We start from the raw sequence: 12,367 nt of genomic DNA, 5'->3' as shown, positions 1-12,367 counted from the left end.
CGGTCCGCTCACTCGTTCATGGCGAGCACGGTGAACGGCGCCTCGCAGGCGTGGCGCTCGTCCCGCTCGTCGATCGAGCCGAGCCCCAGATGACGGTCGTTGTCGTAGGCGACGAACAGGCGCGTCTCGTCGAGCACGGCGAGCCCCTCGGCCTTGTGTTCGAACACCAGCACCTCGCCTTGCTCGTCGCAGACCAACTGAGGCTCGCGTCCGGCAGCCAAATCCTCCAGGGAAATCACCCACAGGTAACCTCCGATCTGGGCCACGCCCTCCGCCTCGGTTTCGAAACTGGTGAGCAGGTAGAGACGCGCGTTGTAAGGATCGTACTCCAGGCTCGACAGGCCGCAGGTGTGGTTCACGCCGGCATGCATTCCCGGATCGAAGGCATACAGGCTACGTAGCTCGTCGATGAATTCCAGGTTCCCCGCAGACGTGATCCGATAGTGCGCGCCGACCGTACGACAGACGTAATCGAAGTCGTCATGCGCATTGCCCTGTTCGCGGACCCCGAACATCAGCAGACCGTCGCCCTGCTCGCCGGGTATCGCCGCCAGCCCCTCGATCTTGTAATAGGGAGTGCCGATGGCTGCATCGAGTTTGGCGCGCAGTTCCAGCGATCCCTCGACACCATCGCGTGGGTCGGGATCGACGACCTGGACTCGCTCCGGCTCACCGAGAGGCCAGATCAGCAGATGGTTATAGGCGTTGAGGTCGTGACTGACGTCGTCGATGCGATCGAAGCCGGTGGTGGCCAGAATGTGCTTGCCCTCGACGGTCAGCGCGAAGTCTTCGTACTTGGTGGCGCGAACGATGGCGTCCGCCGTGAAGTAGCAGAGGGTCGAGTCGTCCGGAATGCCCCGCTCATCGATGTCCACGGCGAACACCGGCGAACGACCATGACCGGGTACCGGCTTGTCGCTGGCCAGGATCAGCCGGCTGCCGTCGTAGACCACGGCCGACACTTCGGCGTTGACCAGTCTCTCGCGCTCGTCGCGCAAGCCGGCGGGGAAGCAGTGTACGGTGCCGTGAGACAGTACCTTGGCTCGAATCATGTCGTCTCCTGATCGTTCGATGTACTACGACGCTGCTCTGCAGCGACGAAAAATGCAAGTCACAGCGTGCGCCATGGGCTGGCCGGCGGCGCCTGGAGCAGCGATACCAGCAATTCGAGCGCGCGGCTCAGCGCGTCACGGTTCGCTGCAGCACTGACGCAAAGCCTGACCGCCTGCGGGGCCGGCTCGCTGCCGACGCAGAACGGCTCGGCACTGGTGACACGCACCTGGCGCCGCTCGAGCTGCTGAATCAAGGCTGCCGCGCGAAGTCCGGACGGCAACGGTAGCCAGAGATGGAAGCCATGCGGTCGTCCACGTGCCCCGTAGCCGGCCAGATAACGTTGAGCCAGCGCCTGGCGCACAGCGATTTCTCCCAATTGCCAGTCGAGCAGGCGTTCGGCGGCACCGCTGTCGATCCAGCGACAGACGATGTCGGCCATCAGCGGAGGCACCATCCAGCTCTGGGCTCTCTGCAGGGCCCCCAGTCTCTCGGTCAAGGTAGGCGGCGCCCGTAGCGTGCCGATACGCAGCCCGCCGGCGATGACCTTGGAGGTACTGAACAGATAGAGAGTGCGCTCCGGTGCCAGCCGATACAGTGGCGTTCCTCGCTCCTCGGCGGGCAGGTACTGCACGCCATCCTCGACGATCCAGAAATCGTGCTGTCGCGCCAGCGCAACCAAGGCGTGCCGGCGTGCCTCGGACAGGCAGGCGCCGGTGGGGTTGTTGATGTCCGGCGTGATATACACCAGGCGTGGCGCCTGCTGGGCACACAAGCGGGCCAGGGCATCGATATCCATGCCCTCATCGTCCAACGGTACACGCAGCGGCTTCAGGTACAGCTGCTGGGCCGCCGCGATCAGTCCTGGATAGGTCAATGCACTGGCCGCAACGCGCTCGCCGGGCTGAGCCAGGGCCTGCAGGGCCAGGCTGATGCCATGCTGGCCGCCAAGCGTGATCATGAGCTCATCGGCATCGACGGGGAGGCCGAGCCGGGTCATCCAGTGCGCCAGCGTGGCGCGATGGCGGAACACGCCCTGCTCCGGCTGATAATCCACCGCCTGCATCAGTGCCTGCGGGTCATGGCCAATGGCCTCGAGGATGTCGCCGAGCCCTCGCGGCCGGTCGGGATGCGGTGGCGGCAGGCTAAGACTGAGATCGATGCAGCTTTCGTCGGCCTGAGCAGCGACCTGCCGAAACGCTGCAGTGGTCTGACGGCCCCGCACGTAGGTACCGCTACCCACCCTGGCTTCGACCAGTCCCCGCCGCTCGGCCTCGGCATAGGCGCGCGTCACGGTACCCACGGTAACGCTCAGTGTATCGGCCAGGCGCCGCTGGGGCGGCAGCCGCATACCCTCGTCCAGCTCACCGCTGGCGATCGCATCGCCAATGGCATCGGCCAGCGCCCGATAACGCACGCCCGTGGCCGGTAATTGAGGAACCCAGATTGTCATGGTGACAATAATTCCGTTGACGCAGCATTTGTACCCATTATGCTCCGATATAGCGAAAGTGTTGAACTAAAAATCAAAATTGTATGGATACAAAATGGAAGGATTGGCATTCCTTGGGCCCGCCGCTCTATACATGATCTCGATGACCATCACTCCCGGCCCCAACAACCTCATGCTGACGGCCTCCGGCGCCAACTACGGCTACTGGCGCACACTCCCGCACATTCTAGGCATCATGGCCGGCTGCTTCGTGCTGTTCACGGCAATCGCCCTGGGTCTGGGGCTGCTGTTCGAACGCTATCCGCTGTTCCAGACGCTGCTGAAGATTCTCGGTAGCGCTTATCTGCTCTATCTGGCCTGGAAGATCGCCTCGGCACCGCCTCCCGATCTGGCCCTACGCGGTACGGGCCGCCCACTGACCTTGTGGCAGGCGGCCGCCTTCCAGTTCGCCAATCCCAAGGCCTGGGTCATGGGCCTGGCATTGATGGCCGGGTTTCTGCCGGCAGACGGCAGCACGTGGCTCAACGCCCTACTGCTGGCCGGCTTTGCGGAACTCATCGCTCTACCCTGCATCTCGCTATGGGCCGGCTTCGGCATCGCCATCGGGCGCTTGCTTCATACGCCACGTAGCTGGCGTGTCTTCAACGTCACCATGGGAGCCATGACCGCCGCCTGCGTGATCTTCATCCTGGGCTGACTGGTTCAGCCGCAGCTCAGCTCACTGATCGTGCCCTGCTCATCGAGGTGGATGTTCAGGCGTTCGGGGCGATAGTCCATGGTATAGCTTTCGCCGGGCCGGATGACCCGTACCCGCTGCGCCCCGCTCTGGTTGGCGAGTATCTGTTCCAGGGCGGCGCGGTATTCTTCACCGCGGTAGTCCTGGATCGCCGTGGCATCGCACTCCCCGCCACTTTCCTGCATGGGCGGTGGCGGTGGGGCCGGGTCGGGGGAGGGTGACGGGGCGCAACCTGCCAATAGCATGGCGCAGGCACCTGACAGCGCGATTCGTTTCATGTCGTTTCTCCTTACTGGTTGGCGGCGCCTCGTGCACCTGGGTAACTTACTGAAAGTAGAGCCTCACATGCAGAATACGCTAGGCTCTGGTTGTCACCGCGTGTCAGGGCCCGGTCAGGACCGCTACGCCACGCGAAAGGAACCGTCGCATTGCAACCAGAGGATGAAAGCTAATGAGCAGGTTTGGCAACGTATTCGGCATCGCGCTCGGCACGGCTCTGACCGTGAGCCAGGCCATGGCTGCCGACCCGATTCGCGTGGCATCCAAGATCGACACCGAAGGCGCACTACTCGGCAATATGCTGATCGAATTGCTGCGGGATGCCGGCTACGAGGTCGAGGACAAGCTCCAGCTCGGCCCGACCAACATCGTGCGTACCGCGCTGCTCGAGGATCAGATCGACCTGTATCCCGAGTACACCGGCAACGGCGCCTTCTTCACCGACACCACGGACGACTCCGCCTGGAAAGATGCCCAGGCCGGCTACGAGAAGATCCGCCAGTGGGATCGAGAGAACAACGATGTGGTCTGGCTGACGCCGGCGCCGGCCAACAACACCTGGGCCATCGCCGTGCGCAACGACGTGGCCGAAAAGAACGACCTGCAGAGCATGGAAGACTTCGGTCAGTGGGTCAGCCAGGGCGGCGACGTCAAGCTCGCCGGCTCGGCGGAGTTCGTCGAGAGCGAGGCCGCCCTGCCCAGCTTTCAACAGGCCTATGACTTCCAGCTCGACCAGGACCAGCTGCTTGTGCTCTCCGGGGGCAACACGGCCGCCACGATCCGCGCTGCAGCCGAGGGCACCAGCGGCACCAACGCAGCGATGGTCTACGGCACCGACGGCGCCATCAAGCCGGCCGGCCTCAAGGTCATGGACGATACCCAAGGCGTGCAGATGGTCTATGCACCGGCGCCGGTGATCCGTCAGGAGACGCTCGAGGCCAACCCCGAGATCGAAGGCTTGTTTGCGCCGGTGTTCGAGTCGTTGGATCGCGAGACGCTGCAGGAACTCAACAGCCGCATCCAGGTGGAAGGGCAGCCCGCCAACCAGGTCGCGCGCGACTACCTGCAGAACCAGGGCTTTCTGGACTGATGCCGCCGATATACCGCTTATCCGTGACAGGGCCGGCATGCCATGACTGATGGGCGAGCCCCAGAGGAGCGTCGCATCAGTCCTGTCATAGCCAACCGGGTGCTGTTGACCTTGTTGGTGGCCGCATTGCTGGGTGCCGCGCTGTTGCCGTTCGCGGCGATGGCACCCAACCGGCTGATGTCCGGCCAGTCGGTCGGGGTGACGACAGCCTTGCTGCCCTGGCAGTGGCTGTCCCTGGCGGCACTGGCTGGAGTGCTGGCGCTCTGCGCCCTGCCACGTCCCTTTCCCGCCCGGGCAGCGCGCTGGGTGACGCTGGGCGCCGCCCCCCTGTGGCTGCTCCTGGTGCTCTACGGTCTCGGCGATTACGCTACCCGCGCCCTGCAGGATGCCTCGTCGGCCGCTCGCGTCTCGCAGGGGGCCGCCTTCTGGATTCTGGTGTTCTGCCCGGTACTGATGATCGTCGACGCCTTCCAGCGTCTGAACATCGGTCTCGCCCTGCGCGGCCTGTATACGGTCGGCCTGGGTGTCGTGATCGGTGCGCTGTTTGCCAGCGGCATCTTCGATGCGCTGTCGATCATGCGCGAATATGCCAACAACCGGGACACATTCACCGCGGAATTCCTGACTCACCTGCGCCTGGTCGGGTTGGCGCTGGGACCGGCGCTGCTGGTGGGGTTGCCGTTGGGCCTGCTGGCGCGCCGCCGCCCGACGGCACGCGGCCCGTTGTTCGGGGTGCTCAACTTCTTCCAGACCATTCCCTCGATAGCCCTCTTCGCGTTGCTGGTAGCGCCACTGTCGGCCCTCGGCGAGGCCCTGCCCTGGCTGAAGGCGCTGGGTGTCGGTGGGATCGGCGCAGCGCCGGCGATCATCGCGCTGATCATGTATTCCCTGCTGCCCGTGGTGCGCAACACCTATGCCGGTTTCGCCGGCGTGCCGGCCACGACCATCGAGGCGGCACGCGGCATGGGCATGACTTCACGCCAGATCCTGTGGCGGGTCGAAGTGCCGCTGGCGTTGCCAGTGATCCTTTCGGGATTGCGTATCGTGACCGTGCAGGCCATCGGCCTGACCGTCGTTGCGGCATTGATCGGGGCCGGTGGCCTGGGCGCCTTCATTTTCCAGGGTCTGGGCCAGTACGCCATCGACCTGGTGCTGCTCGGCGCCGTGCCGACCATCGCCCTGGCCGTGGTCGCCGATTTCCTCTTGCAGATTCTGGTCGTGCTGAGCAAACCGGCAGGCACGCGATGACGTCTTTCCTTTTCAACCCAAGGCGGAGCCCATGATCGAACTCCAGGGCTTGACCAAGATCTACGGCGACAAGGCGGCAGTCGACGATGTTTCGCTACGCATCGACAGCGGCGAATTCGGCGTGCTGATCGGCCCATCGGGCTGCGGCAAGTCGACTACCCTGCGCATGATCAATCGCTTGATCCCAGCCTCGCGCGGGCGAATCCTGCTGGGTGACGACGATGTGACACGTCTGCCCGCCGAACAACTGCGACGACGCATCGGTTACGCCATCCAATCCATTGGGCTGTTCCCGCACTGGAGCGTGGCCGAGAACATCGCCGTGGTGCCCGGCCTGCTCAAATGGCCGAAATCGCGTATCGCCGAGCGTGTCGACGAACTGATGGCGCTGTTTCATCTGGATGCAGGAGAGTTGCGCGACAAGTATCCGCACCAGCTCTCCGGCGGTCAGGCCCAGCGCGTCGGCGTGGCCCGCGCCCTGGCGGCAGACCCCGAAGTGCTGTTGATGGACGAGCCGTTCGGCGCCGTCGATCCGCTGACTCGCGAGGTGCTGCAGGACGAGCTGCTACGCGTACACCAGCACACGCGCAAGACCATCGTCTTCGTCACGCACGACATGGACGAGGCGCTCAAGCTGGCCTCACGCATCGCCCTGCTCAACGCCGGACGGCTGGTGCAGTACGACCGTCCCATCGAGTTGTTGACCCGTCCCGCCGACGATTTCGTGCGCAGCTTCATCGGCAAGGCCGACCTGGGCCTCAAGCTGCTCTCGCGGCGCTGGGTTCATCAGTACCAGCAGCACGCCACAGTGCAGGATGCTTCGCTAGCCCAGACCGGTTACACCTGGGAAACCGATGCCGAGGGACGCCCCATCTGCCTGCATGGCGGTCGGCTGAATGCCGAGGACAGGGAACAGCGCACCGAGGTGAACCAAGAGTGGAGTGCAACGCCCGGTATGACCATGAAGGAGGCCCTCTCACGCATGGTGTGGTTCCGAGTCATGGTATTGCCGGTACTCGATGACCAGGGACGGCTGATCGGCGAGGTCACCATGCACGGCGTGATGGGTCAGCAACCATGCGCGTAGCCAGCCTGAAACGCCCTGCGGCATCCCGGGACCGGTTGCTGGTGGCCTTGAGCGTGCTACTGGTGTTGCTGGTCCTGTTCATGGAGCATCTGGCGCCAGTGTTCCGGACGCTCTTCCCCGAGCTCAACAATCCTGTCTATCGGCGCGAGAGCTTTCTGCAGTTGACGCTGGATCATCTGCTGCTGGTGCTGGTGTCGTCGTTGATCTCGGTCAGCGTGGGTGTGGGCGCCGGGTTGTTCGTGACGCGACGCAGCGGGCGCGAGTTCGAGCCCATGGTGTCGGCACTGGCCGCCATCGGCCAGACCTTTCCACCGGCGGCCGTGCTCGCCATCGTGGTGCCGTTGGCCGGCTTCGGTTTCGTGCCGACCATCGTCGCCCTGACACTCTATGGCCTGTTGCCCGTGGTGCAGAACACTATCGCCGGACTGGGCACCGTGCCGCCGACGACACTCGAGGCGGCACGCGGCATCGGCATGACCCAGAGCCAGATCCTGCGCCGCGTGGAGTTGCCCATGGCCATGCGCGTGATCATTGCCGGGGTTCGCGTGTCGGTGATCATCAATATCGGCACGGCGACCATCGGCGCGACGGTGGGCGCCCAGAGCCTAGGCACACCGATCATTGCCGGCCTGGTCGGCAACAACATCGCTTACGTGATTCAGGGAGCGGTACTGGTGGGATTGCTGGCAATCGTCAGCGACTTGCTGTTCGAACGCCTGGAGCGGCGCTTCACCTTCGGGGAATGAGCCCTGGAAATGAAAAATCCCTGGCGGGTAGACACCCACCAGGGATTGGAATGCATAGTCGATCAGGCAGCGTCCTGAATTTCCTCGCCACCTTGCTCGATGTCTTCACCGGCACCTTCCAGGGTGTTGCAACCGGTCAGTACCGTCGCGGCCATCAGCAGGGCGAAAGTCAGCGTCCAAATCTTTTTCATCATGTCCTCCTTAACGTGATTTCCTTGGGATTCGGAAAAGCAGGCGGCAAGACCACCTGTCTGCAGCGTAACAGTTAACCGAGCGTTACGCACCCTCTGCCCACCGGTTACCGGTTGGCCGCCTCCTCGATCTCGGCGCCGACCTTTTCGACATCCCGGCCGAAGCCCTGCATGGTATTGCAACCTGTCAGCGCCACCAGCATCAGCACCACGGATATCCACACGACTCTGTTCATGACGTTTCCCTTGCTCGACCACTCAAAGCATTGTTATCCCCCATGCGAGGCCTCTCGGCAAGGGGTAGCCAAACTGACGGCCCGACGCTCAGAACAATACCAGCCGCACCACGATCGCCATGATCACCGCCAGGGTCAGCCACTTTACCCAGACTGCGCCGCGCGGGCCCAGATTGACCCTGACCGCCAGCCAGGCGCCCGCCATGCTGCCCACGGCCAGCAACAAGCCGTAGCCCCAGCGCACCTGATCGTCGAGCACGAACATCGCCAACGCCGGCAGGGTGTAGAGCAGGATGATGAAGACCTTGAACACATTGACCTGGGCCAGATCGATGCGCAGCAGGCGATAGAGCACGGCGATGAACAGCACACCGACACCGACCTGGATGAAGCCGCCGTAAAGACCGATCACGAACATCGCCAGATAGACGACCGGGGTCAGACGCTCGGGGGTCAGCGTGCGGGTATCCAGGCGGGGCTGCGGCAACAGCATCATGACCGAGGCCGCGATCATGGCAGCGATCAACACCGCCTCGAACACGGCATCCGATACCTGCAGGGCCAGCCAGGCGCCGAGCAGCGAGCCGAGCACGGCAGGTACCGAGAGCCTCAGGCTAATGCCGATCTCACGCGCCCCGGCGCGGAAGAAGCCGCTGACCGCCGCCACGCTCTGCAGCACGATGCTGACCCGGTTGGTGCCGTTGGCGGCCTGAGGCGGCAGCCCCAGAAACATCAGCAAAGGCAGCGTCAGCATCGAACCACCCGCCGACAACACATTGATGAAGCCGGCCACGCCACCGATCGCCACCAGAGCCAGGACTTCCAGCAGGCTCATTGCCTCTCCTTAACGACGTCAACACCCTGTCGCCCGCCGGTGTTCGATACACGAGCGGGCGTCGTCACGTCACACAAGAACGCTCATGCCAGGCGGGGGGTAGAACGCCCCTGTCGGCCGCTCCACACCAGGACGACGAGGAAAATCGCCACGCCGGCCAGATCGACGCTCAGCATACCATGCGGCCATAGCATCAGGGCGCCGATGGGGAACATCAGCAGACGCAGCCACCACGGCAGCTCATGCTCCAGATAGCCTTCCAGGCCGGCGATGATCGCGTAGACGCCGAATAGCGCAAACACGAACACGGTGAACATTTCCACTGGCGTCCCGGTGATCAGCGGCGACCACACGAACAGTAGCGGCACGATATACAGGCCCTTGGCCAGCTTCCAGGCCGTGAAGCCGGTGCGCATCTGCGGCGTACCGGCGATGGCCGCCGCGGCGAAGGCGGTCAGGCACACCGGCGGCGTGACGTTGGAGTCCTGCGACAGCCAGAAGATCACCATATGCGCGGCGACCAGCGACATGGTCAGGAAAACCGGCGACAGCGCCTGCTCGTAGAGCTGGCTCGAGAACGTATCCGGCACCTTGTCGAGCAGCGCCTTGGCCTCGCTCATGCTCATCGGACCCGACAGCGCCTGCATCTGATCGGGTGCGGCGATCATGAAGATCGCCTGGGCCTGCTCGGGCAGGTTGCCGGCGACGATCAGGTCGAGCAGTTGGGCATGCGCCATCAGGTTGTAGAGCGCCGGTGCCGACAGCGTGGCCAGCACGATATAGGACGCGGTGACCGGCAGGCCCATGCCCAGGATCAGTGAGGCGACGGCGATCAGGAAGATGGTGACCAGCAGGCTGCCACCGGCCCAGTCGGTGATCATCAGCGAGAAGGTATTGCCGATACCGGTGGTCGAGACCACGTTGACGATCAGGCCCACCGTGATCAACAGGATGGCGGTGGTGATCATGTTGCGACTGCCCAGCACCAACGCGTCGATGATGTCACGCGGCATCATCGGTTTCTTTGACAGCCATGACGCCACGATCACCGAAACGATGGCAATGGCAGCGGCATAGGTCGGTGTGAAGCCGTAGATCAGCGCAGCGACCAGCACCACCAGCGGCAACAGAAAGTGCCAGCCACCCTTGAGTACCTCGCCGATCTTCGGCGCATTGGGATCGGCAAGATGTTGCGCATTGCTGCGCTTGGCCTCGATGCGTACGAACATCGCCACCGACAGGAAGTACAGCAGCGCCGGCAAGGCTGCCACACCGATGATCGTCAGGTAGGAGACCTGGGTGTAGGAAGCCATGATGAACGCCCCCGCCCCCATCACCGGCGGCATCAGTTGCCCGCCGGTGGAGGCCGCCGCCTCGACGCCGGCGGCGAAGCGTGCCGGAAAGCCGGCCTTGCGCATCAATGGAATGGTGATGACCCCGGTGGACACCGTATTGGCCACGCTCGAGCCGGACACCGAGCCCATCAGGCCGGAGGAAAACACCGCCACGAAGCCCGGGCCGCCGACGAAACGCCCGGCGGCGCAGCGCGCCAGCTCGATGATGAAATCCCCGGCGCCGGACTTGACCAGAAAGGCGCCGAAGAGAATGAACATGAACACGTACGTCCAGGAGATCCGCGCGATCGAGCCCAGCATGCCCTCGCCGCCGATGTAGCTACGGAACAGTACGGTTTCCCAGCTCAGCCCGGGAAAGTTGAACACGCCATCGACGTACTGGCCCCACCAGGCCACATAGGTCAGTGCGACGATACACAGCACGGGGATGAACCAGCCGGTGGTGCGACGGGCGAATTCGAGGATCAGAGCGACGGCAGCGCTCGACACGATCCAGTCCGAGGTCACGAAGGTCACGCCACGCGCGTAGAGGGCGTCTTCGAACGTCATCAGATAGATGACGCAGCCTGCCGTCGCCAGGGCCAGGAGTATGTCCACACCCAGCACCAGGCGCTTGGCGCCAGCGCCCTGCACTTTCGCCATTGGCACCGACAGGGCACATAGCACACCGAAGAAGCCGAAGTGCATCGCGCTCGTCCACAGCGTGGAAAGCGTCGAGAACGTATTGAAATAGAGATGGACAAGGGACACGACGATGGCGAAGCCAAACAGGAAACGCCCCAGCCAGGGATGCTGAAGACGTTCCTCGGCCTCGCTGGCGCTCTCGTCGCGGACCTTTTCGATGTTCGGGTCGCTCACGGATCACTCCTCAGGATCGGTAACGAGCCGACCGGACATGATCGCCGGACGGCTCGCTTGTCCCAGCCCTCGACGGGCTGGGTAGGTCGGGACGGTTTACTCGGCAGGCACCGGCTGCAGGCGCTCGGGGATTTCCAGGCCCTGCTCCTCGAAGTAGCGGGCCGCGCCTTCATGCAGCGGCATCGGCAGGCCGGCAATGGCCTTCTCCAGCGCCATGGCCTTGGTGGCCGGGTGGATGTTGTTGAGGAACGGCAGGTTCTCGTACATCGCCTTGGTCAGCGCATAGACGTGATCCGCAGGCACGTCGGCACGCACCGCCAGGATGTTGGGCTGGGCAATGGTGTTGATGACTTCGGTCTGGTTGGGGTAGGTCTCGGCCGGGATTTCGTAGGCCGACCACAGGTCGAACTCGCTGTTGACCTTCTTCAGCTGTTCTTCGGTGAAGTCCAGCGTGGTGATGTCGCCACCCATGTTGGCGTAGGCACGGGTCACTGCCGAAGCCGGTGCACCGGCAGGAATGTTCATGCCCTCGATGGTGCCGTTCTGCAGCGCATCGGCGCTCGGGCCATAACCGAGGTAGGCCAGGTCCATCTGCTCCGGATCGATACCCAGCTGGTTGAGGATGTAGCGACCTGACCCCTCGGTACCCGAGTTGCGCGCGCCGATCGAGAACGGCTCACCGTAGAGGTTGGTCATGTCTTCGATGGTGCCCGAGTCGACCATCTCGTTGTCGACCACGAAGTGTTCGACGTTCTGCCACAGCATCGACACGCTGCGCAGGTTCTTGTACGCCTTGGGAACCGGGCCGGTGCCGTTCCAGGCATAGGCGCCGTAAAGCCCCTGCAGGATGCCGAACTGGGCCTGGTCCTCGTCCATCAGCTTGAGGTTCTCACCGGACCCGGCGGAGCTGATCGCCGACAGCGAGATGCCGGTGCTCGGCTCCAGCTTGACCTTGACCAGCGTGGAGAGCGCAACGCCGACCGGATAGTAGGTTCCGCCGGTCGTCGCAGTGCCCATGATGTACTGGGCGCCCTGCTCCTGGGCCATGGCGGCGGAAGCGGACAGACCAAGGGCAGCGGCCGTGGCGAGACCCAGCGTGGTCTTGAGGAACTGACGCTTGTGCATATTGTTCTCCTGGAGAAACTGGCGTTTATTGTCTGCATCAGTCATATTGCAAGGGCCTTGCCAAATTTCGAAATCACC

The 12,367-nt window shown here is 63.7% G+C and carries 13 protein-coding genes; 5 read left to right on the top strand and 8 right to left on the bottom strand.

Annotated features, from left to right (window positions below; genetic code table 11):
- Positions 1 to 8: 8 nt before the first annotated feature.
- A complete protein-coding gene (locus tag MHM84_RS16700; protein ID WP_239267474.1) occupies positions 9 to 1,052 on the bottom strand; it encodes a hypothetical protein in 1,044 nt (347 codons plus the stop codon).
- A gap of 59 nt (positions 1,053 to 1,111) precedes the next feature.
- Positions 1,112 to 2,503 (bottom strand): PLP-dependent aminotransferase family protein, encoded by a 1,392-nt coding sequence (locus tag MHM84_RS16695; protein ID WP_239267473.1) that lies wholly within the window; start codon positions 2,501 to 2,503, stop codon positions 1,112 to 1,114.
- Positions 2,504 to 2,597: 94 nt separating this feature from the next.
- Between MHM84_RS16695 and MHM84_RS16690 the strand changes: the two genes are divergently transcribed.
- Complete coding sequence (locus MHM84_RS16690) at positions 2,598 to 3,200, top strand: LysE family translocator (RefSeq protein WP_239267472.1); 603 nt, start codon at positions 2,598 to 2,600, stop codon at positions 3,198 to 3,200.
- Positions 3,201 to 3,205: 5 nt separating this feature from the next.
- On the opposite strand, the gene MHM84_RS16685 is transcribed toward MHM84_RS16690, so the two are convergent.
- A complete protein-coding gene (locus MHM84_RS16685; RefSeq protein ID WP_239267471.1) occupies positions 3,206 to 3,517 on the bottom strand; it encodes an I78 family peptidase inhibitor in 312 nt (103 codons plus the stop codon).
- 173 nt (positions 3,518 to 3,690) lie between these two features.
- Here MHM84_RS16685 and MHM84_RS16680 point away from each other — a divergent pair, with 173 nt between their 5' ends.
- Genes MHM84_RS16680 through MHM84_RS16665 form a run of 4 tightly spaced genes read left to right on the top strand, consistent with a single transcriptional unit; the run spans position 3,691 to position 7,689 of the window.
- Positions 3,691 to 4,608 carry an ABC transporter substrate-binding protein gene (locus tag MHM84_RS16680; RefSeq protein WP_239267470.1) on the top strand — a complete coding sequence of 306 codons (918 nt, stop codon included), beginning with the start codon at positions 3,691 to 3,693 and terminating at the stop codon, positions 4,606 to 4,608.
- A 42-nt stretch (positions 4,609 to 4,650) separates the two neighbouring features.
- Entirely contained in the window at positions 4,651 to 5,856 is a 1,206-nt protein-coding gene (locus MHM84_RS16675; protein ID WP_239267469.1) for an ABC transporter permease, read from the top strand.
- Positions 5,857 to 5,887: 31 nt separating this feature from the next.
- Positions 5,888 to 6,943: an ABC transporter ATP-binding protein gene (locus MHM84_RS16670; protein WP_239267468.1), complete on the top strand. Its 1,056-nt coding sequence runs from the start codon at positions 5,888 to 5,890 to the stop codon at positions 6,941 to 6,943.
- Positions 6,934 to 7,689, top strand: coding sequence for an ABC transporter permease (locus MHM84_RS16665; RefSeq protein ID WP_239267467.1), 756 nt, complete (start codon positions 6,934 to 6,936; stop codon positions 7,687 to 7,689). The genes MHM84_RS16670 and MHM84_RS16665 overlap by 10 nt, the downstream gene beginning before the upstream one ends.
- 62 nt (positions 7,690 to 7,751) lie before the next feature.
- Here the strand turns inward: MHM84_RS16665 and MHM84_RS16660 are convergent, their stop codons facing one another.
- The 5 genes from MHM84_RS16660 to MHM84_RS16640 all read right to left on the bottom strand — a co-directional run bounded on the left by MHM84_RS16660 (position 7,752) and on the right by MHM84_RS16640 (position 12,289).
- A complete protein-coding gene (locus MHM84_RS16660) occupies positions 7,752 to 7,880 on the bottom strand; it encodes an entericidin A/B family lipoprotein (RefSeq protein ID WP_239267466.1) in 129 nt (42 codons plus the stop codon).
- A gap of 107 nt (positions 7,881 to 7,987) precedes the next feature.
- Positions 7,988 to 8,116, bottom strand: a complete 129-nt coding sequence (locus MHM84_RS16655; RefSeq protein ID WP_239267465.1) for an entericidin A/B family lipoprotein — start codon at positions 8,114 to 8,116, stop codon at positions 7,988 to 7,990.
- 88 nt (positions 8,117 to 8,204) lie between these two features.
- Positions 8,205 to 8,951: a sulfite exporter TauE/SafE family protein gene (locus tag MHM84_RS16650; protein WP_239267464.1), complete on the bottom strand. Its 747-nt coding sequence runs from the start codon at positions 8,949 to 8,951 to the stop codon at positions 8,205 to 8,207.
- A gap of 83 nt (positions 8,952 to 9,034) precedes the next feature.
- Complete coding sequence (locus tag MHM84_RS16645; protein WP_239267463.1) at positions 9,035 to 11,164, bottom strand: TRAP transporter permease; 2,130 nt, start codon at positions 11,162 to 11,164, stop codon at positions 9,035 to 9,037.
- A 96-nt stretch (positions 11,165 to 11,260) separates the two neighbouring features.
- Positions 11,261 to 12,289 carry a TAXI family TRAP transporter solute-binding subunit gene (locus tag MHM84_RS16640; protein ID WP_239267462.1) on the bottom strand — a complete coding sequence of 343 codons (1,029 nt, stop codon included), beginning with the start codon at positions 12,287 to 12,289 and terminating at the stop codon, positions 11,261 to 11,263.
- Positions 12,290 to 12,367 lie beyond the last annotated feature (78 nt).

The organism is Halomonas sp. McH1-25, assembly GCF_022348165.1.
Lineage (GTDB): Bacteria > Pseudomonadota > Gammaproteobacteria > Pseudomonadales > Halomonadaceae > Modicisalibacter.
This window is presented reverse-complemented; position numbering and strand designations above follow the sequence as displayed.

Bases quoted from the DNA above. Each gene is read 5' to 3' on its own strand.
- MHM84_RS16700 (WP_239267474.1), bottom strand. From the start codon at position 1,052: ATGATTCGAGCCAAGGTACTGTCTCACGGCACCGTACACTGCTTCCCC.
- MHM84_RS16695 (WP_239267473.1), bottom strand. From the start codon at position 2,503: ATGACAATCTGGGTTCCTCAATTACCGGCCACGGGCGTGCGTTATCGG.
- MHM84_RS16690 (WP_239267472.1), top strand. From the start codon at position 2,598: ATGGAAGGATTGGCATTCCTTGGGCCCGCCGCTCTATACATGATCTCG.
- MHM84_RS16685 (WP_239267471.1), bottom strand. From the start codon at position 3,517: ATGAAACGAATCGCGCTGTCAGGTGCCTGCGCCATGCTATTGGCAGGT.
- MHM84_RS16680 (WP_239267470.1), top strand. From the start codon at position 3,691: ATGAGCAGGTTTGGCAACGTATTCGGCATCGCGCTCGGCACGGCTCTG.
- MHM84_RS16675 (WP_239267469.1), top strand. From the start codon at position 4,651: ATGACTGATGGGCGAGCCCCAGAGGAGCGTCGCATCAGTCCTGTCATA.
- MHM84_RS16670 (WP_239267468.1), top strand. From the start codon at position 5,888: ATGATCGAACTCCAGGGCTTGACCAAGATCTACGGCGACAAGGCGGCA.
- MHM84_RS16665 (WP_239267467.1), top strand. From the start codon at position 6,934: ATGCGCGTAGCCAGCCTGAAACGCCCTGCGGCATCCCGGGACCGGTTG.
- MHM84_RS16660 (WP_239267466.1), bottom strand. From the start codon at position 7,880: ATGAAAAAGATTTGGACGCTGACTTTCGCCCTGCTGATGGCCGCGACG.
- MHM84_RS16655 (WP_239267465.1), bottom strand. From the start codon at position 8,116: ATGAACAGAGTCGTGTGGATATCCGTGGTGCTGATGCTGGTGGCGCTG.
- MHM84_RS16650 (WP_239267464.1), bottom strand. From the start codon at position 8,951: ATGAGCCTGCTGGAAGTCCTGGCTCTGGTGGCGATCGGTGGCGTGGCC.
- MHM84_RS16640 (WP_239267462.1), bottom strand. From the start codon at position 12,289: ATGCACAAGCGTCAGTTCCTCAAGACCACGCTGGGTCTCGCCACGGCC.